21 protein-coding genes are annotated in these 20,568 nt (G+C 37.2%); 7 read left to right on the plus strand and 14 right to left on the minus strand.

Translation table 11 applies throughout. The features are described 5' to 3' along the window. Positions 1-133 precede the first annotated feature (133 nt). The 9 genes from HW423_RS01510 to pepA form a co-directional block, all read right to left on the minus strand. A complete protein-coding gene (locus HW423_RS01510; RefSeq protein WP_218930196.1) occupies positions 134-766 on the minus strand; it encodes an ABC transporter permease in 633 nt (210 codons plus the stop codon). Beyond that, the gene (locus HW423_RS01515; RefSeq protein ID WP_218930197.1) at positions 763-1,530 is read right to left on the minus strand and encodes an ABC transporter ATP-binding protein; all 768 of its coding nucleotides are present in this window, start codon (positions 1,528-1,530) and stop codon (positions 763-765) included. Before HW423_RS01515 ends, HW423_RS01510 begins: the two co-directional genes overlap by 4 nt. Next, the gene (locus HW423_RS01520; RefSeq protein WP_408014877.1) at positions 1,523-2,158 is read right to left on the minus strand and encodes an ABC transporter permease; all 636 of its coding nucleotides are present in this window, start codon (positions 2,156-2,158) and stop codon (positions 1,523-1,525) included. Before HW423_RS01520 ends, HW423_RS01515 begins: the two co-directional genes overlap by 8 nt. A gap of 142 nt (positions 2,159-2,300) precedes the next feature. Beyond that, positions 2,301-3,185 (minus strand): glycine betaine ABC transporter substrate-binding protein, encoded by an 885-nt coding sequence (locus HW423_RS01525; RefSeq protein ID WP_218930199.1) that lies wholly within the window; start codon positions 3,183-3,185, stop codon positions 2,301-2,303. Positions 3,186-3,619: 434 nt separating this feature from the next. Then, a complete protein-coding gene (gene polA, locus HW423_RS01530; RefSeq protein WP_218930200.1) occupies positions 3,620-6,283 on the minus strand; it encodes a DNA polymerase I in 2,664 nt (887 codons plus the stop codon). Between the two features lie 78 nt (positions 6,284-6,361). Continuing rightward, positions 6,362-7,696 (minus strand): UDP-N-acetylmuramate--L-alanine ligase, encoded by a 1,335-nt coding sequence (murC, locus tag HW423_RS01535; protein ID WP_218930291.1) that lies wholly within the window; start codon positions 7,694-7,696, stop codon positions 6,362-6,364. Positions 7,697-7,717: 21 nt separating this feature from the next. Continuing rightward, a complete protein-coding gene (locus tag HW423_RS01540; protein ID WP_218930201.1) occupies positions 7,718-8,326 on the minus strand; it encodes a hypothetical protein in 609 nt (202 codons plus the stop codon). A gap of 38 nt (positions 8,327-8,364) precedes the next feature. Then, a complete protein-coding gene (gene ytpR / locus HW423_RS01545) occupies positions 8,365-8,994 on the minus strand; it encodes a YtpR family tRNA-binding protein (protein ID WP_218930202.1) in 630 nt (209 codons plus the stop codon). A 29-nt stretch (positions 8,995-9,023) separates the two neighbouring features. Beyond that, positions 9,024-10,097 carry a glutamyl aminopeptidase gene (gene pepA, locus HW423_RS01550; RefSeq protein WP_218930292.1) on the minus strand — a complete coding sequence of 358 codons (1,074 nt, stop codon included), beginning with the start codon at positions 10,095-10,097 and terminating at the stop codon, positions 9,024-9,026. Between the two features lie 235 nt (positions 10,098-10,332). Here pepA and HW423_RS01555 point away from each other — a divergent pair, with 235 nt between their 5' ends. The 4 genes from HW423_RS01555 to HW423_RS01570 all read left to right on the plus strand — a co-directional run bounded on the left by HW423_RS01555 (position 10,333) and on the right by HW423_RS01570 (position 12,509). After that, complete coding sequence (locus HW423_RS01555; protein ID WP_218930203.1) at positions 10,333-10,701, plus strand: hypothetical protein; 369 nt, start codon at positions 10,333-10,335, stop codon at positions 10,699-10,701. Positions 10,702-10,787: 86 nt separating this feature from the next. Next, positions 10,788-11,576 (plus strand): phosphotransferase family protein, encoded by a 789-nt coding sequence (locus HW423_RS01560; protein WP_218930204.1) that lies wholly within the window; start codon positions 10,788-10,790, stop codon positions 11,574-11,576. 14 nt (positions 11,577-11,590) lie between these two features. Further along, the gene (trmB, locus tag HW423_RS01565; protein ID WP_218930205.1) at positions 11,591-12,238 is read left to right on the plus strand and encodes a tRNA (guanosine(46)-N7)-methyltransferase TrmB; all 648 of its coding nucleotides are present in this window, start codon (positions 11,591-11,593) and stop codon (positions 12,236-12,238) included. A 64-nt stretch (positions 12,239-12,302) separates the two neighbouring features. Beyond that, the gene (locus HW423_RS01570; RefSeq protein ID WP_218930206.1) at positions 12,303-12,509 is read left to right on the plus strand and encodes a hypothetical protein; all 207 of its coding nucleotides are present in this window, start codon (positions 12,303-12,305) and stop codon (positions 12,507-12,509) included. Positions 12,510-12,565: 56 nt separating this feature from the next. On the opposite strand, the gene HW423_RS01575 is transcribed toward HW423_RS01570, so the two are convergent. The 4 genes from HW423_RS01575 to HW423_RS01590 form a co-directional block, all read right to left on the minus strand. Further along, positions 12,566-12,757 (minus strand): hypothetical protein, encoded by a 192-nt coding sequence (locus tag HW423_RS01575; protein ID WP_218930207.1) that lies wholly within the window; start codon positions 12,755-12,757, stop codon positions 12,566-12,568. A 24-nt stretch (positions 12,758-12,781) separates the two neighbouring features. Beyond that, complete coding sequence (locus tag HW423_RS01580; protein ID WP_218930208.1) at positions 12,782-13,831, minus strand: hypothetical protein; 1,050 nt, start codon at positions 13,829-13,831, stop codon at positions 12,782-12,784. 26 nt (positions 13,832-13,857) lie between these two features. Continuing rightward, complete coding sequence (locus tag HW423_RS01585; protein WP_218930209.1) at positions 13,858-14,475, minus strand: hypothetical protein; 618 nt, start codon at positions 14,473-14,475, stop codon at positions 13,858-13,860. A gap of 81 nt (positions 14,476-14,556) precedes the next feature. Then, complete coding sequence (locus HW423_RS01590) at positions 14,557-16,308, minus strand: alkaline phosphatase (protein WP_218930210.1); 1,752 nt, start codon at positions 16,306-16,308, stop codon at positions 14,557-14,559. Between the two features lie 480 nt (positions 16,309-16,788). Between HW423_RS01590 and HW423_RS01595 the strand changes: the two genes are divergently transcribed. From HW423_RS01595 to HW423_RS01605, 3 genes are all read left to right on the plus strand, one after another. Further along, positions 16,789-17,133 (plus strand): rhodanese-like domain-containing protein, encoded by a 345-nt coding sequence (locus HW423_RS01595; RefSeq protein WP_218930211.1) that lies wholly within the window; start codon positions 16,789-16,791, stop codon positions 17,131-17,133. Between the two features lie 78 nt (positions 17,134-17,211). Next, positions 17,212-17,616 (plus strand): nucleoside-diphosphate kinase, encoded by a 405-nt coding sequence (gene ndk, locus HW423_RS01600; protein ID WP_218930212.1) that lies wholly within the window; start codon positions 17,212-17,214, stop codon positions 17,614-17,616. Between the two features lie 51 nt (positions 17,617-17,667). Then, entirely contained in the window at positions 17,668-19,125 is a 1,458-nt protein-coding gene (locus tag HW423_RS01605) for a hypothetical protein (RefSeq protein WP_218930213.1), read from the plus strand. 36 nt (positions 19,126-19,161) lie between these two features. Here HW423_RS01605 and HW423_RS01610 read toward each other — a convergent pair whose 3' ends face one another. Then, positions 19,162-20,490 (minus strand): hypothetical protein, encoded by a 1,329-nt coding sequence (locus HW423_RS01610; protein WP_218930214.1) that lies wholly within the window; start codon positions 20,488-20,490, stop codon positions 19,162-19,164. Positions 20,491-20,568: the final 78 nt, after the last annotated feature.

Genomic DNA, 20,568 nt, shown 5'->3' on the forward strand with positions numbered 1-20,568 from the left:
CACCTCTTTCTACATATGATAATTATAACAAAATTTCTATATACTTTGGACATAAAATACCGAATAATATTAAAATACCCAAATGCTTTCACATTTGGGAATCATCGAGTCATTTCAGAATTTTATAAACAAATTAACCTCCCAATTCATAATTTCTTAACGCAAATTTCTCAATTTGTATTAAGATAAAGTTGCACGCAATACATAATAAAACCGTCAAAATCATTCCCCAAAGAATTTGAACCATGTCTTGTGTTCTTAAACCTGAGAAGAGAATCGTTCCCAAGCCTCCAGCATTAATTGTCGCACCAATGGTCGCAATTCCGATACTCGAAGTCATGGCAAGTCGAATCCCAGTAAAGATTGCTTTAGAAGAAAGTGGCAGGTAGATTCGAAAGAATAATTCTTTATCCGTCATTCCCATCCCGATAGCTGCTTCCACAATCATAGGGTCTATTTCTTGAATTCCTGTACTAAAGGTTCGCAGCAAAATATATTCACAGTACAAAGTGAGGACAATCATTGCTGTATATGCACCTAGGCCTGTGACAGGAATTAAAAGCGCAAACAAAGCATAACTTGGAACGGAATATAAAGCTGAGAAAAAGTAAGTCAGTCGCTTTAACCATCTTTGGTTATGAATTAAAGTGTAGATAATCACGCCAGCAATCGCAATGGCGATGAGTAACGAGATCGTCACAAGTTGCAGATGGGTCACAGTCGCATCAATAAGACGGTCACTATATCGAACTAAGTAATCGATCATATTAACTCACTCCATAATGATTCTTCTTCGCGAACCGTATCTAATAAACTATTCACGAATGCACCTTTTGGATTTTTTATAATATTTTGAGGTGTATCATATTGTTCAATGCGTCCTTTATCCATAATCATCACCCGGTCGCCGAGTAAGAAGGCTTCATTGATGTCATGTGTAACGAATAGGAATGTTTTACTGTCTAATTCTGCATGGATTGCTTTAATTTGTGACTGCAATTCTTTACGGGTAATCGCATCAACAGAACCAAAAGGCTCGTCCAACAACATAATTTGAGGATTGGCTGCGAGTGCACGTGCCACGCCAATACGCTGTTGTTGACCACCGGATAATTGCTTAGGATATCGGTGTGCATATTCGGAATACGGCAATTGAATTAAAGCCATTAATTCAGTCACGCGTTCTTTAATCTTTTCTGGTTCCCAGCCAAGTAACTCTGGCACGGTAGCGATATTCTTTTCAATCGTAATGTGTGGGAAAAGTCCGATTTGTTGAACAACATAGCCGATTTGTCGGCGTAATTCGATTAAATCATACTCTTTAATTTCTTTATCATTGATTTCAATTTGACCACTGTTTGGTTCGATCAAGCGGTTGACCATTTTTAAAGTCGTTGTCTTACCTGACCCAGATGAGCCAAGAATCGTTATGAATTGACCTTCTTCGATATCAAAAGACAAGTCTTTGATGATTTCTTTGTTACCAAAAGATTTGTTGATGTTTCTGAATTTTATCTTAGTCTTAGCCATGGTTCTCCCCCACTTTCTCTATTAATAAATCCATTAAAGCCATACTTAATAGTGATAATAATGCCACCGTTCCCCCACCGATGACTAATAAATCCATTCGGTAAAGTCCTAATCCAGTAAAGATTAACGTTCCCAGTCCTCCAGCTCCGATATAGGTTGCTAAAGTTGCACTGGCAATAATTTCAACTAAGGCTAGTTTAATTCCATTTAAAATGTAAGGCGCCGCAAGTGGAAATTCAATTCGGTTACGTAATTGCTTCTGGTTCATCCCAATGCCCCGAGCCACTTCTAAAGTGATCGCCGGAATTTCATTAAAGCCAAGAATCGTATTCATAATAATTGGCGGAATGGCTAGAAACGTTAACGCAATCAGTGCCGGTAATTCTCCCACCCCTATGATTGGTATTAAGATGAATAGCACCGCTAGACTCGGTATAATACGCAGTAATTGCGAAGACGTGGTTAAGACCTCACCTACCTTCTTATTTCGGTAACTAAAATAACCTAAGGGTATGCCGATACATATCGCAATAATTAAGGCTATTAGACTTAGTTTAATATGTTGGACCAAGTATCCGGTGAACTCACTAGCGTCTGTTTGAAAGTATTCAATGATTTGTTTAAGCAAGCAATTCCCTCCAATTCTAATTTGTTGTCGCATCTTCTGTATAGTTTACATGATTTAGACACTTTTCCCAAAATATTTGTTTCCAATAAAAATACGCAAGTAGAGAGCTTTCTTCTACTCGCGTAAAATTTGTGTGCTTAGTTTATTGAATCGAATTATAGTATTCTTCCGCAACTTCCATATAGTCTCGCCCATCAATATCAACACTAGCATTCAAATCTACAACAGTTTGTGTATCCAGTGTTGCGTTAATGTTATTAATAATTGTTTCAATATCAGGGTTCGCTTCGAGTATATCTTGGCGAACAATCGGCACTAAATTATAGGGTGGCCAGAAGTTTTGGTCATCTTCTAATACTTTATACATATCAGTATTCGATAATTGCCCTTCAGTTGTGTATGCAGGTGTCGCATCAGCTTCATCACTACTTAAGACTTGATATTTTAAGCTATTATCATAGACAGTGATTGATTCAAAATTGAATTCACCGTAGACTTCCTCAAGTCCTTCTAAGCCGTCTTCTCGTTCTTCAAATTCACCTTGAGACGCAAAGCGAATGCTTTCAGCATTTGCTTGTAAATCACTGATTGTATCAATACCGTATTCTTCAGAAGCAGCAGTTGTAATTGCGATACCTTGTGAATCGTTCGCTGGCGCATATTCAAGTGTCGTTAACTCGCCACCTTCTTCGTAAGCATTACGAATTGTTTCAGCAACACTATCAGGATCTGTGTCCATCGGTAAGTTGAAGATACTTAATAAGGCTGTCCCAGTATATTCTGGATACAAATCAATTTCTGCATTTTCAATCGCTTTAGGTATTACTGAACTTGCGATACTTGGTACGCGCTCAACTGAGTAACCATTCTCTTCTAAGGCTAAGGCGTAAATTTCACTCACGATTAAACTTTCAGTGAAATCTTTTGAACCAATCTTAATGGTATCACTTGAAGCACCTGATGTACAACCGACAAGGACTAAACTGACTAAGACGAGTAAGGTAATTATATTTTTTGCTTTTTTCATACTTCGACTCCTTTTATGATATTGGGTGATTAGCGGTGAAATTTTCGCCACTTTCACCGTAGAGACTGTGATTAATTTCAATTAACAGTAATTTAAGTATAGAATAATCTCGGTTCTCAAGCAATTGATTGAACTTTAGGAGGAATAAATTTTGCTTGTACTAGTTAAATGGCGTAGCTGGAACAATTTGTTAGTATTCTCCCAGTTAAACACCTCAACTGGAGCAATTATTTTTTATTCTTCCAGTTAAACACCACAACTGGAACAATTATTTTTTATTCTTCCAGTTAAACACCACAACTGGAACAATTATTTATTATTCCTCCTGTTAACCGCTGTAGCTGGAACAATTTGTTACTATTCTTCCAGTTAACCACTCATATAAACACCAAAAGACCCCCACCCTATTAAGAGTGAGAGTCAAGTATTCAATATTATAGTTCGTACCAATTAATCCCTTGGTTATAGTCAACTTCTAAAGGTACGTCTAAGTTAGCGGCGTGTTCCATGATTTCAGGTACGAGCTCACTTAAGCGTTCCATCTCCTCTGCTGGTGCTTCTAAGATCAACTCATCATGCACTTGTAGTAAGATTCTTGCTTGAAGTCCTTCATCGTCAATAGCTTTTTGTAGACGAATCATCGCGATTTTCAAGATATCCGCTGCTGTCCCTTGAATTGGCGAGTTCATCGCTGTACGTTCTGCAAATGAACGAATATTGAAGTTACTTGCCTTAATGTCAGGTAAGTATCGGCGGCGATGGAATAATGTGCTGACGTAGCCATCTTCTCGAGCTTTTTCAACAATGTCATCCATAAATTTCTGAACACCTGGGTACATTTCAAAGTAACGTTCAATGAATTCTTTTGCTTCAGGTCTTGGAATATTTAAGTTTTGTGACAATCCGTAATCACTAATTCCATATACAATTCCGAAGTTTACAGCTTTAGCTTGGCGACGTAAGTTACTATCAACATCTGACGTCGATTCTAAATTGAATACACGTCTTGCAGTAGCCGAGTGAATATCTTCACCCGCAATAAAGTCATTCGTCATATGCTCTTCTTGACTGATGTGTGCAAGCACACGAAGTTCAATTTGCGAATAGTCGGCGCCAAATAATTGCCAACCTTCTTCTGAAGGAACGAAGGCTTGACGAATTTTACGGCCTTCTTCTAAACGTACCGGAATATTTTGTAAGTTTGGATCCGCACTACTTAAACGACCCGTTTGCGTTAAAGTTTGGACGAATTTCGTATGGATCTTCCCATCTTCTTTAATATATCCTGGTAGGCCAGCTAAGTAAGTTCCTTGAAGTTTACTGATAGAACGGTAATCAAGAATTTCTTGAATAATGGGATGCTTATCTAACAGTTTTTCAAGAACGTTGGCAGCTGTACTGTAACCTGTTTTAGTCTTTTTAATGACTGGCAAGCCCATCTTATCGAATAGAATTTCACCTAACTGTTTTGGTGAATTCACGTTAAATTCTTCACCCGCGTATTCGTGAATACGTGCTTCCATTTGTTTTAATCGTTCGATTAATTCTTCGTTCTTCTCTTCTAATGTTGCGCCGTCTACTTTAATTCCAGCGATTTCCATTCGAGCTAGAACACGTGCCACTGGCACTTCGATGTCTTCGTATAGATCATCCATCTCTAAATCAACTAGACGAGTACGTAATGGCTCTACTAACGCATCCAATGCCATAGCTTTACTTGCAACATGATTTACCGTTACCTCTGTGTCTTCTGCTAATTTTCGTTTCGCGCCTTTTCCATATATTATCTCGTCTAACTCAACGTTCACTGGCACTTCTAAAGCTCTGACGACGTTCGCAATCTCATCCATATGATTCGCTTCAACGAGGTAAGCTGCAATTAATGTATCGAAGATAATACCTTTTAATTGAATGTCGTAATGACTTGTTAAGACTTCATCACGTTTAGAATCGAATAAGATTTTATCAACAGACTCATCTTCTAGCCACGCTTTAAAGTTAGTATCATTTAAAGCCACAGATGCTTCAGCAACATAGACCGTATTTTCAACTTGATCGTACCAGGAAACATATAAGACATCATCAAAATGATAATTATCACCAACTGTTTCAAGGTATAAAGCTGTCTGTTTTGGTAAGATGCTTTCAGTGATTTCGCCCACGAACTTTACGTCATATTCAAGTTGTGGTTCATCTGACTCTATCGCTGTGATAACAATATCTGAAGTCGCTTGAAGTTCATTTAGAAAACTATTGAATTCCATTTGGCGGTAAAATTCCACTAGCTCTTCCATATTTTTTCCTTCATAAGTGATGTCATCAATCTCAATTTCAATTGGAGCATCCAGTAGGATTTCAGCTAACTCTCTACTCATGAACGCTTCTTCTTTTTCATTGGTTAAATTTTCTTTCATCTTAGATGGTTTTAATTCATCTAGACGCTCATACAATTCTTCGACAGAATGATATTCTTTGATCAATTTAATGGCCGTCTTCTCACCAATGCGTGTGACACCTGGGTAATTATCCGATGGATCTCCCATTAAACCTTTTAGCTCAATAAACTGCTTTGGCGTCACTCCGTATGTTTCCATCACTGTCTCTGGCGTATAAGCTTCTAATTGGCTCACACCTTTACGAGTAATATACACCGTGACGTTGTCTGTTGCGAGTTGGATTAAGTCTTTATCACCTGAAATAACAATGACTTCATCATCCGAATCTGCTTGATGAGCGAGTGTTCCAATCACATCATCCGCTTCATAATGCAAGATATCATAGTGTTTCATTCCATATGCATCGAGTAAGACTTTAAGATAAGGCATTTGTTCTTTGAATTCACTTGGCGTTTTTTGTCGCCCGCCTTTGTATTCTTTAAACATGTCCGTTCTGAAAGTCACTTCACTTTTATCAAATGCGACTAAAATATGTGTCGGTTGAAATTTTTCCATGACACTGTCTAACATTCGATGAAAGCTGTAAAGGGCATTCGTGTGCAAACCCGATTTGTTCTTGAAACGGTCTAAATCTAAGATCGAATAAAAAGCTCGAAAGGCAAGACTACTTCCGTCAATTAACATAATTTTACGTTGACTCATTGAATATTCCTCCATCTTTAATTATTAAGCACAAACAGCCAACGAATTCTAACTCGTTGGCCGCTTGTTGTATCTATTCTATAATCGGTTCGGGCTTAAGTTAGCATATGCTTTCTCAAATTGACGAGAAAGTTCATCAATGTCTCCTGCGCCCATGAACAGAAATACTGCATCTTTATAATCCATTAAAGGTGATAAATGATCAGTTGAGATGATTTCAACATTTTGATGGATTAGTTTCGCAAGGTCTTCAATGGTTACTTCCCCATTCGCTTCACGCGCTGAGTTAAATATCTCTACAAGATATACTTTGTCCGCTAATGACAAGGACTCTGCAAACTCATTTAACATCGCCACTGTTCTAGAGAACGTATGCGGTTGGAAGATTGCGACAATTTCACGATTTGGGTAGCGTTGTTTCGCTGCATCAATGGTTGCAGTTATCTCAGATGGATGATGTGCGTAGTCATCAATGATAGTTAAATCTTGAATTTGACGCGCAGAGAAACGGCGTTTAACCCCACCAAAAGTAGCGATATGCTCTTTAATCTCTTCTGCTTTGAAACCTTCTAAGTAAAGCACAGTGATAACTGCTAAGGCATTTAAGATATTGTGCTCACCAAATATTGGAATCGCAAATCTTCCAAAGACTTCTCCGTCAATCACAACGTCGAATTCCGAACCTTCAACAGTACGGTCGATATTTTTTGCATGTACTTGTGAATCTTCAGTCAGTCCATAGTAATAAATAGGCACTTCTGCCTTTAATTGCGATAAATATTCGTCATCCCCACAAGCAATAATTGCTTTATTCGCTTGATTAGAGAACGTTTGAATCGCTTCAAATACATCCTCAATTGAGCGGTAGTAATCTGGATGATCAAAATCAACGTTAGTAACAATAGTATAATCCGGTTTGTAAGCTAAAAAATGTCGGCGGTATTCACATGCTTCTAGTGCAAAGTATGTCGCTGTCTCATCCCCAAATCCAGTTCCGTCACCAATTAAATAACTTGTCGGTGCTAGGTTTTTCAAAGTGTGTGATAGCAAGCCGGTTGTTGACGTCTTACCATGTGAACCTGTCACTGCAATACTTGTATAGTTTTGAATCAAGCCACCAATAAAGTCATGGTAACGATAAATTTCTAGTCCTAATTCTCTGGCTTTAACTAATTCTGGATGATCATCATTAAATGCATTCCCTGCAATAATTGTTAAATCCTCAGTAATATTGTCAGCATCAAATTCTAGAATCGTAATATTTTGGTTTTCTAATTCTTGTTGTGTAAAGAAATATTTCCCTACATCACTTCCTTGAACTTCAAAGCCTTCGCCGTGAAGAATCAGTGCTAATGCACTCATTCCAGACCCTTTTATTCCAACAAAATGATATTTATGTTCTTTATTAATCATATTCATATATTTTATTGCCTCCTAGTCCTCAAACAATAAGAAGTTGTTTTTAGATTTTTGCAATCTTTTAGCTAGTAATCTTGTATTCTCGTCTACTTTTCGGTTGCTTAATTTTGGTTTCTTATATGGTTTTGGTAATTCAGTCGCTTTGAAAGGTCGCTCTTCAAATGAATTGTCTTGAATTTGTTCTTCTTCATCTTGAACTTCATGAGTATTTGCCACTTGTTTCTTAAATGAAGGTTCATAATTGGACCTCAGAGACGGTTTAGTTGCATCCCAGTCACTGACTACCGTTGATGTTTCATCATCGCTTGATTGAATTTCTTCTAAGCTCTGTTGTGTATTTAACGATGTCGTCTGTTTATTTTGCTTCTTCAAAAAAGGAATCTCATAATGTTCCAGTCCACTTTGTTGAGTTGTCTGTTTTGGTTCACGAAGTGAGTCCTCTTTTGTTTCTTTCGCTTCAACCAGCTGATTATCTTTGGGTTGTTGCTTTTTCTTTTGTTGATTCAGATAGGCTGGTTCAAACTTAGATTTACCAGAATCCATTCCTTGAGTTGGATGAGCGAAGCGTCTTTTATCTGACTGACCACTTCGGTTGTTAAATGCGGGTCCTTCGTATTTTTTCATTATTACACATCCTTGACTACTAGTTTAATCAACTTTTATTACTTGTATGATGCGACAACTTCTTCTAGGCTCATTCCTGGCTCAAAAGAATCTTTCAACTCCCAAATACCTGGTAAATCTTCGATATCAGATAAACCTAATTCACGGGTTGAACAAATCATACCAAAACTTTCAACACCACGTAATTCACCTGGCCAAATAATCATACCGTTTGGCATCATAGCGCCTGGGCGAGCGACAAGTACGTTCATATCTTCAGCGATATTGTCTGCACCACAAACAATTTGTAAAACTTCTCCACCTATATTAGTTTGTGTGACTGATAAGTGGTCGCTATCCTCGTGTTTTTTACATGATTCAACGTATCCTACTACGAATTTAGGTTTTGAGTCAACTTCTACTTCAATGTCAAAACCTGCTTCTTTAATCTTGTCATTAACTTGAGACACTTGTTCTTCAGTTAAATCAACATTCCCATGACCATTTGGTTTAAATATTTCAGAAATATTAAATAAATTAATTGACATTACTTGGTTATCTTGAGTGCTATCTCTCACAATTGTCACACCATTATTTGATTCTGTTGATAAATGATTCTCGTTGGCTTTCCCACGAGTTAACATTAAGACATCTCCAACACCTTGCTCATTGTAAAATGCAATCCACATAATTATTATATCCTTTCTTTCAGCCGATATTAAGTATTTTGAACTAACGTTTCGTAAGTCGTACGATCAAATGTTGTGACGACAGCTTCTAACATTGCTTGTGCAGCTTCATAGTCAGAAATTCTAAAGAGTGATTGATGTCCATGAATATATCTCGCTGGCACACCAATAACTCCACTGATGACACCTTCATTCATCGTGTGAGCAGCACCTGCGTCAGTTCCACCTTTTGAGAAGAAATATTGATACGGAATATTGTTTGTCTCTGCCGTATCTAATAAATATTCACGTAAACCTTTGTGAGTAATCATTCCTGGATCTTGAACGCGTAGTAAGAAGCCTTCGCCTAAGCGACCTTGAACATCTTTCTTGCCTTCAGCATCAGCAGCTGGTGAGCAATCAACCGCTAAGAATAGATCGGGTTGATAACGGTGAACTGCTCCACGAATACCACGTAAGCCCACTTCCTCTTGAACAGATGCGCCCATAATTAATTCTGACTTAAGCGATTGACCTTGGATTTTTTCTAATGTATCTAAGATTACAGCACTTCCGTAACGGTTATCCCAAGCTTTACTAATGATTGATTCATTATTCGCTGTCCGAATCGTCTCTACATCTGGGACTAAACTATCGCCTGGACGAACGCCGTAAGACATTGCTTCTTCTTTGGAAGTAAAACCAGCATCAAATAAAATATCTGATGGTTTGAGTGATTGAGCTTTGCTTCCACGTAATAAGTGAGGCGCTACTGCACTTGAGACACAAGGATAGTTACCTTGCTTGGTTTGTAAAGTAAAACGTTGTGCGGATACAGCGTAAACATTCCAGCCACCGATTGGTGTCACTTTGAATGTTCCGTTTTCGTTTATTTGGCTTACCATGAAACCTACTTCATCCATATGAGCTGCTACCATTAATTTAGGTGCATCTTCTGTTGATGATTTTTTTATTCCAAAGATATTTCCTAAGCCACTTATCTCAACTTCATCAACAAGTGGTGTTAATTTCTCTTTGAGGTAAGCTCTTACTTCGCCCTCATTACCGGAAATTCCTTGTAATTCAGTTAATTCTTTAATTCGTTTAAATTGATTATCATTAATAGTCATGCAGTTAAACTGCCTCCTTCTAATATAATTTATCTGTAAACAATCCCTTTAATTGTTGCACAAATCGCGTCAAAATGCAATTTATTAGTAACTATTATTACACTGAGAATTCTCTCATCAAAACTTGTATTATACACATTTTATATAATGGTTTCCAAGGTTTTCTTTAGCCATGAAACAGACAACGTGTTAAACTAGTTTAAGAATCTAAAATTAGGAGTGAAAGTACATGCGTGAAAATAAAAACAATAAAAATCAAAACTACAATTATGATAATAACGGTCTCTTAGGTGGACTACTTTTAGCAACCGGTGTCCTCATCGGATCAGCAGCTACGTTACTAATTAAAGAAAACCGTCCTAAAAAAGCAGGTCTTGTCTTAGAGACAGCAAAAAACCGCCTCGGACAAAATGGCAACGTTGTTGGTTCTTGGATCGATTACGATTCAATTGAATATGATTTATTTGAAGACAAGCCCCTTGTTTACATTGGTGGCGTCACTGTAGAAAATGCTGAAGGTCGTTTACAATATCAATTCGCAAGTGATATTTATACGGGTGAACTTATCGATTATTATTTAATTAATCAAAATAACTAAAAAAAGATTGACCCTAATTCTTATCATGGTAAAATATTTGATATTGTGATTTTTTTAAGTTAATTTTGGGGGAGGCAGAATAATCTATGTATGACCAACAAGGCGATTGGGAGCTTCACCCACTTGCAGGTGCATCTGGTGATGCTTATATGGGCATAAAATCAGACGAGAAAGTATTCTTTAAACGAAATACTTCTCCTTTTATCGCAGCATTATCTGCTGAAGGCATTGCTCCCAAATTAATGTGGACGCAAAGAACCTTCTCTGGCGATACTATTACCGCTCAAGAATGGAAAGATGGACGTCTATTAAAGAAAGAAGATATGGGATCTCCGGAAGTCATTGAATTAATCCGACAAATACATGAATCGGATAGTTTATTATTGATGCTCAAGCGAATGGGCGAGCATAACTTTTATCCGCTGGACTTTATAGAACAATACTTTGTTGGCTTGGCACCTACACTTGCAGAAAATCATTTATTAAACGAAGTGATTCGACATATGGAAGATGCCATTGACAAAGATTTTTATGATGTGCGCCGGACAGTATGCCATGGAGATTTAAATCATAATAACTTTTTGAAGAGCCATGATGACCATCTCTATCTCGTTGATTGGGAAAGTGTTAAGGTTGCTGATCCTTTAAGTGACATCACAATGATACTTGTACATTATTTTGCCCCGAGTGAGTGGATGGATTGGTTTGAATTGTATAACTATCCCATAAACAATTCTTTCTACAAACGCGTTCGCTGGTATAGTATGATGAATTGTCTTTATTTAATTAAGCAATATTATCTTGAAGGCCGTCAACACAAAACCAATGAATACATTATTTTACTTAAAACTATCTATGAAGATTCAACCAATTAAGGAGCAATTAAATTATGCGTTTACGTAACAAACCTTGGGCACAAGACAAATTAAATGAATATCCGCAATACGTACCAACTGACCCGACTAAGTATAAAGGTAAATGGCAGTCCCGCTTTGAAAAAGAGCAACCTATCCATATTGAAGTTGGATCAGGAAAAGGACAATTCATTATGAATATGGCAAAAGCCCATCCAGAAATAAATTATATTGCCGTTGAAATCCAAACAAGTGTGATTGTATCAATCTTGGAGAAACAAATTGAAGAAGCTCTACCAAATGTACAAATCCTACATGGTGACGGCAGTGATTTAAGTGAATATTTCGCACCTGCAGAAATCAGCTTACTTTACTTAAACTTTAGTGATCCATGGCCAAAAACACGTCACGCTAAAAGACGTCTTACTTCACCATTATTTTTAAAACAATATGAAGGCATCCTGCCTGAAAACGGAGAAGTTCACTTCAAGACTGATAACCAAGGTCTGTTTGAACACTCGCTTGAAAGTATGTCTGAATATGGTATGTACTTTAAGCAAGTTTGGCTTGATTTACACAAGTCAGATTTCGAAGGCAACGTCATGACAGAATATGAAGAAAAATTCTCATCTAGAGGTAATCGTATTTACCGTTTAGAAGCTGTTTTTCGCAGTAATAAGTAAAAGCGAAAAAGCCTAACCAAATTTTGTTTGGTTAGGCTTTTTTTAGCGATTATTTGTTGTGGGGATGGAACTTAAGACAAATGAGGTTGCGGTTTGGCTTGAGTTGAGGCAACTTGAGACGAATGGGATTGTCGTTTGGCTTGAGTTGAGGCAACTTGAGACGAATGAGGTTGCGGTTTGGCTTGAGTTGAAGCAACTGGAGACAAATGGGATTGTGGTTTGGCTTGAGTTGAGGTTACTTGAGACAAATGGGATTGTGGTTTGGCTTTAGCCAACAAAAAAAGAACCTAATCCCATTTCTTATCAGGTTCTTCCCTTGCATTTTGTTTACTTACGATTTCTCGGATGATCCGGATGATGTGGGTCGCCACCATAGGTTTGTTCGCGAGACTCTTCAAGCTTTTCTTCTTCTTGCTTATCTGAGCAATCTTTATCACGGTTACGTGGATGGTCTGGGTGATGCGGGTCGTTATAAACTTTGCGTTTCACTTCTTTTTCAGAATTTTTTTCAAATGTCATCAAAATTCACCTCCAGGCGATTAATTAATTTGTTACCCAATTTTCAGCAGAATATTCACCATCAATTTCTTCAACATCTTCGGCCATAAACAAGCTTTCTCCATCAAAAACATATAGGACAGAGTCATTAATTAACATCGCATATTGAGCATCCAAGTCATCATTAAGTTGAACACTTTCAGGGTCAATCAATTCAACTTCGGTATCCTGTGGAAAACTTGTGTTAGTTCTCAGATGCATGGCTAGGACAAGCTGCATGAATTCATTCTCAGATTGGTAATCCATCTTGAAATCATTATGCTCTATTAAATCTGTATCAAAACTCTCTTGCAGTAATTCATATGTGTGGCTTTCTACTAAGAATTCATCTTCATGCCCTTCTTCAACCGATGAAAACTGCGTCACAATCTGCTCTTCACTATCTAGTCCGATTAAATGATTCACATCTACAGCAACCACATCATCAGCTAAGTATAGGCCAACATTTTGGTATACACGTGAGTTCTGATGATTCTCTCTCAAATCATAAGCTAAATTCATATATGGATATAAGCGATCAGCTTCCCCATCTTTATCTAAAAGAACGACGGGTGAAATAGTTTTACCAATTAAGCCTGTACCCAAACCACCTTCGCCCTCTCTTAAAGCACCAGTAAGAATGACCAAATCTTGATAGATTGCTTCAGTACTTTCAACTTCAGCCTCTTCATTTGCATAAAATCTAACACCCTGTTGTTCCGGACTATTGACAAAATAATAAGCTAAGTTGAACAAGCCGTCATCGCCAATCGATAGAATTAATTCTAAGTCTGCATCCAAATCCTCTACTCTAGTTTGAGCAGTATAAAGACCAACGTAATCTTCGGTATCATCTGGCGCTTCATAGACGCTATCATCTGGATTTAGTATATTAGCTGGTATGAAATTGGCATAATTCGTTCCATGTTCATGATGATGATCTGCTGCTAAAGTTTCAGTCGCATCATGGTCATGATCTTCTTCTGCCAAAATCATCACTGAATTCAGTGATAGTAACAAAGTAGTTGTTAAAAGTAGTGTCAAACATTTTTTCAATGGCTTCTGATCCTTTCAATTATTAATTAATTTGGCGTAATTCCGGCAAGATACTTATAAGTGATTCCATCTTGATCTTGTAACTTTCCATCAACTTCTTCAAGTACGAATAATTCTTCACCGAATAGTTGAATGTTCCACGCATCCTCTTCTTCAAGCACAGTCGGACTTGCGATTGTATAATAAGCATACCCATCTTTCTCCGTATAGTAAATGCCCGGAATACGGTTATTGATTAAATTTAAAATGTCCAATTGTGTCATCTCAGGTGTAATCATAGAGACAATTTCTTTATAATCCGCTTGTAAATCATATGGTAAATTATCTTCACTTAAGTAACGCTCACGAACATTTTCAGAATAGTTTGATAAATCTGGATATGGAAAAGAATGAAAGTCAGCTAACCATTGACTCTTTTCTAGCCCAGTTGCTTCGTTAGTTAAATCGTGTTGGTCTTTAATATAAATTAAAAGTTGATTTTCTTCGAATAATAAGCCCTCTATCGCATGATCTTCTGGTGCTATATAATACCCTACAAAAGGTACATCAGACAAAGTTAGTTCCTCAACTTGAGCCAGTACACTACTCTTAGGGCCAATTAAAGTGAAAAACAGTCCAATAAATAATAATAAATTTCTTTTCATAAATGTCTCCTAAAATTCAAAAGCGCAACGTTAAATAAATAACGCTGCGTTAAGAAATTGTTTAATTAAATTCCTCAGAGATTATTCAGCTGATTCTTCTGAAGTTTCTTCTGAAGTTTCTTCTGCAGACTCTTCAGTTGTTTCTTCTGTTGACTCTTCTTCAGTTGCTTCATCAGCAGATGCTTTACCAGTTACTTCGATTGGTGCAATTGCTGTGTCGCCACCTTCGTACATACCCATTGCTGCTAATAATTTGTATGCAATGTCGTTATTTTCAAAGTTTCCTTCGAACATTGCAGCTCCTGATCCGATTGCATAAACTGGAACACGCTCTGGAGAGTGGTCAACCGTTGTAAATCCAAAACCAGCTTTACGAGCTACTAAACGAGTTGATGCAATAGAGATTGGTAAGTAAGAGTGGTAGCCTTTGATAACGTCAGCTTGACCAGCGTTACGGTCATCATACTCTAATTTAGATTGCTCAAATGCATAGCGTAATTCTTCTAAATCTAATGCAGAAACTGCCATTAAATCAGTTTCTTCTGGTTCTGCTTCACTTGCTTCTGCTTGTGTTAATACTTCTTCAGTTGCTTCTAAATCAATGATGAAACCAAAGTTTTCTTCTAGTATTGGAACAAAATCTTCGAAAGTCATTTCTGGATTTTCTTCTAATGCTTCAGCAAAGATAACATCGAACTCTTCTTGAGATACAGCTTGGTTATCGATTAAGTGGAAGTAACTGTTGTATCCTGTTTCTGAGTTACCTACTGTAAATCCACCAGTTGGGTGGTCAGCTGTAACAACGATTAAAGTTTCTTCTGGATGCTCATAGTAGAAGTTAATTGCTTCTTGGATAGCATTTTGGAAGTCAATAATTTCGTGAACTGTAGCAGCTGCATCATTCGCATGCTCTGCCCAGTCAATCTTACCAGATTCAGTCATCATGAAGAATCCTTCTTCGTTTGAACCTAATACTTCAATCCCTTTAGAAACCATGTCTGCTAATGATTGCTCACCTTCGTCACGGTCCATTGCGTATTTCATTGAAGAACCATCTGCTTCAGATAATACAGCTGCTGGAGCATATACTTTACCTGATTCTGCAGTAATTGCATCAAATTCTTCTTGTGTATCTGCAACTGTATAGCCATTTTCTTCCATTACTTCGTATAAGTCAGGTTGACCTTCTTCACCCGTACGACCCCCTAGAGATCCCCCAGCGAAATAATCGAAGTCAGATAAAGCCATTTGTTCACCGATTTCGTAATAGTTATTACGGTGCTCAACGTTTGAGTAGAATGCTGCTGGTGTTGCGTGGTTTAATGTAACTGTTGAAAGAATACCAATTGATTTACCTTCAGCTTTTGCTTTTTCAGCTACTGATTCTGTTTGTTCAGTGAAGCCAGGAGTTAAACCAATCACGTTTGAATCAATTTTTACACCGTTACCGAATGAAGTTGCTGTTGCTGCTGAGTCTGGCACATAGTGGTCAGCATCCGTTGGGTTTTGTAAACCAATTACTGGAAATTGTGAGAAGTTTAAAGGTTGTGCTTGCGCTACACCATTTCCTTCATTACCATTATCTGGGCCTAAGTAATATTCTGCCGCAGATACAGGGATGTTCCCCATTCCGTCACCGATGAATAAGAATACGTATTTTGCTTGGTTTTCGTTTACTAGTGATAAATCTTCAGTTAAAGCGCGACCTTCTTCTAAAGTAACAACTGGTAGATCAGCAAATTGACCTTCTTCTTGTCTTGCAGAAACAAATGTAGGTGATACGACTGATAATAATACAGAAGCACATAATGATACTAAAAGAGATTTCTTCATTTTTTCAAAATTCCCCTATTCCATAAATTATTTGTATTGTATTACAAGAATTATTATAGCAATGTAATGTAAATTTGATGTAAATTTGGCAGTTTTAATGTAAAGTTTACGTAAAATTTGTGTAAATTTTTAACCCTCGAAATATTAAGTATTCATGCATTGTTTTTAAATATCAATAATCCTTTGCTTCGCTAATTTTTATACCATATACTTACTATAATTAGAATAATCGGAGGATGATTATATGCAAAAATTAGTTTACAGCTCACTTAATGGGCAACACATCATTGATACACGTTCGCTACATTCATTTCAAGCTGGCCACATTGCTAGGCACTGAATCTTAATTTAGCTAACTTTAAAAAGTACGCATGCAACAATTATCCGATTAATGAGCCCATGGTCTTTGTCACTGATGATAACAGTTAACAACACTAAGACAACCTTCAATTATTAGCAAAAGAATTAGGCTTTACAGAGTTGTCTGGTTATATTTTGTTTGAGGAAATCCCTAATTCGCAACTTAGACAAAGTGATTCAATCTCTGCTAAGGCTTTCTTAAACCTTGAAGGCGATTATACTCTTCTTGATGTTAGAAATCCGTCCGAAATTACACGTATCGCACCTAAAAATAATCTAAAATCCATTCCGTTTGAAGATTTACCTACGTCTCTTCAATCCCTTAATAACACTAAACACATCTATACTTTATGCGGTTCTGGAAACCGAGGAACAGCAGCTGCTTCATACCTTGAGACACTAGGATTTCAACATATCATTATCGAAGGTGGTATGAAAGCTATCCAAGACGAGAGACAAATATAATGATTCTGGTGAGTTATAAAACAATTATTTAAAGATTCAAGTATAATGAGAGTACCAATATTTTAGGAGTGTGAGAACATGGCGGTAGAACAGACCTACATCATGCTGAAGCCTGACGCTATTCAACGCCAATTAATGGGTGAAATTATTAGTCGAATTGAAAGAAAAGGCTACCAGATCCTTCAAGAAAAGCTGATGAATCTTGATTCAAAGACAATTGCGAATCATTATGTTCATTTATTAGAACAGAATTTCTATCCTAAACTGGAAGCTTATATGTTATCCGGATCAGTATTTGCAATGATTGTTGAAGGTGAAGAAACTATTCAAGGTATGCGGACATTGATGGGTCCAACTAATATCTTTGAAGCTATGCCGGGAACAATACGCGGAGACTTTGCGACTGATTTAACTTATAATACGATTCATGGATCAGACTCACCTGAAGCTGCTGAAATTGAAATCAAGCGATTCTTTGGCTAGTTTCTGTGAGTTCAAACTGGCTATTTACTAATCAAATAATAGGAGCCTTTTATGAATAAATTTTTAAAAGTTAGCTTATTACTTGTGTCTTCATTCTCATTATTTAGCTTTCAATCTAGCACGGCACAAGGCCTGATGGGACGACAAGAGTTCATTGATTATTTAAGCTCTTCCCTATCATCTGGCAATGGTTGGGTAGATGGCGGACAATATATGGATGATTTTGATGAGGCATTATTCAACTCTGCTATCAGTGGAACGACTTTAAGTGATACTCAAATTCGAGATATCATTTATAGTTTGGAAGATAGTTATCCAGGGTGGATTGACCATGCAACAGAGATGTCCTTAACAGAATATGCCCGGGGATACTTAGCCCACTTTGCTAGTCCTGCTGGAAATAGTGCTTCGAATGCCAGCGCAGAATCCTTAACTTATCAGGATTTTATTGGGAATTATCAATCTACTGCTGCAGTTCAAAGCATTAGTTTACAAAACGTAACTATGCCTTACGATAATTATCTGGAAAGGTCAGAGGAAAGTTTAGTGTTCTATCTTTCAAATAAAGTCACTGTTTCAGATTCATTCAAACCTGATACTTCCCATCAACTAACTTTTAATCGTGATGGAAGTGTCGATCACCAAGGAACTGAAGGTCTGGGATACGCATCGTACCAATATCAAAGCAACATTGGTGAACAATCAAATATGATTAAATTAGGCACCAGTCTATATTTTTATTATAACGACGTCCAAGATTCCTATGATTTAGTTAGCTTTCATGAGACACAAAGTAATTCAATGGATGATATCACTTTTAATGTAAACTTGACGCGATTTCAAAAGTTGTCAGCGGAATCAACAAGTCAACCATCAAGTTATCAAAATGTCATTGAGCTTCACCAAGCATTTGAAGCATTCAATTGGATTACCTCTCCCGAGGCTTTAGAAGCTTATGCTGATTTTAGATATGTTGTTGAGAATGCTGTCTTTGGTAATGGTAGTGATGGAACAAAGACCTCTGATCTTCAAGCAATGATTGATCGCTCTGATTATACGGTTTCTGAGCAGCTTAAACTGGATCATCGTAATAATTATATTATTTCGTATCCTTATTACAGACCGAATGGAACAGAACCATTCATGCAAGTGTCTTACCCTATCTATGATATTTATGCGATGGGAGCAACTTTGATTTTCTATGAAGTTACGCCTGAGATGTTTAAACCAATTGACTATGACTTTTATCAATATAATTCAGTCAACCAATTTGTTGAATTGAACCCGAATATCATCGCGGTATCTCAATTTTGGGGCACTCCAAGTGACCGATATCAACTTGCCATTCCGACAATTCATCCATCAACAGGAGCTCAAGAAGTTAGCTTTGTCTTTTACGATAACGGTAGGCTCTTCTATCACCAATCTGTGCCCTTTAGTGAGTATAAAGACCAACCCGCTAAAGCCAATTATTTGAATTTTGTTGAGTATGACGACTCTAGAAGATAAAAAATGCGCTTAGAAACGGAGGCTTCCCTCACTCTTCTAAGCGCGTTTTTCTATTTCTGTAACCGGTTTAACCTCAACCAATGGTTCTTGAAATTGTGGATGGACTAACATTTTCGATATGACATTCGACCCATATGTATGGAATTGCTTATTAAAGTAGTCATAATAAGTTCCTGGAGATAAAATTCCTGTGACATTTATCAGATTAATTCCATTGTTTCCAAGTAATTCATCTGCCAGCAACACGCAATTGGTTCCTAAAACAAAATAAGTTTTATAACGTCCGCGCTTAAATTTAAAGGCTTGCCCTTTCGTCGCTTCAAGCACTTTTCCGATATAACTTTTCTTTTGTTTTTCAGTGGTTGCTTCCCAAGGCGTCACATCTTTTAGAATATGCTCGAGTTCGTATTTTAACTCTTCTAACTCTTTTTCTGTCAGACCAATTCCAAAGCGAAACACACTCGTTCCTCTAGTCTTTAGAAAATCTAAGTAGGGTTTTTCATCCGCAACGACGAGAACACCATCCCCTATTGCCCCAGCAGCAATATGAGCTTCAATATCATGATTTCCGTAAGAGTACACTTTCCCTTTATAACTGACGTCCACGTGTCCTATCCTATCAAAGCCAGTCTTTCCAACATGAATTAAAATATGGACAATTGAATCTTCATCGTAATTTTTAGCTGGCAGTTTATTAGAAAATCTTTCCGAAACCGCATCTTCATTACCTACCAGCATTTCATTAAATTTAATCAACACGTTATTCGGAATAATCGCATCAATAAAGACTGGTAAAGGTATCCGTATGCGATTTCTTAGTTTCCTGGCTTTTTCATTGCGTGTAATTAATTGCCTTCCGTCATTAACATAAGTAAAACCGATAAACACTAAGTAGACACCAAGTCGAAATAACGTGTTGGTAATACGCTCCGAACCAAACATACTCGTGATGCCAAATAGAAAATGGATCAATGAAATAAATAATTGACTCTTTATATCTCTCACTTTATCTCGCGCTAATAAAATATAGGAAGTGAAACCAATAATACCGACCGTAAACTGATACAAACCAATAAAGAAGATTAGCCAACCGGTTGTAAATTCAACTCGATTAGCCAAAATTAAACCGAAGATTACATACAACAATGCCTTTCCTAATGCCATTAGCCTAGGTAGAATCTCATCTTCTCCTCGTTTGAGTACTAAGGTATAGAATAATTTCCAAAGACCTATGATAATTAAAATGAATTGAATAATTTCAGCCAATAGGAGAACAAATGAAGCTCTAAAAAACACAAGCGCAAGTCCAAAAATAACTAGAAAGCAGCCAAATAAAATCGAACTAATATTTTCTCTGCGACTCATCATGTCTCCTCCCCTATCACTGTTGATTTTTTATATCTTAGCTATGTCCTACATGGAAGTAACATCATTTTTTCAAAA

This window comes from Ruoffia halotolerans (assembly GCF_014049385.1).
Taxonomy (GTDB): domain Bacteria; phylum Bacillota; class Bacilli; order Lactobacillales; family Aerococcaceae; genus Ruoffia; species Ruoffia halotolerans.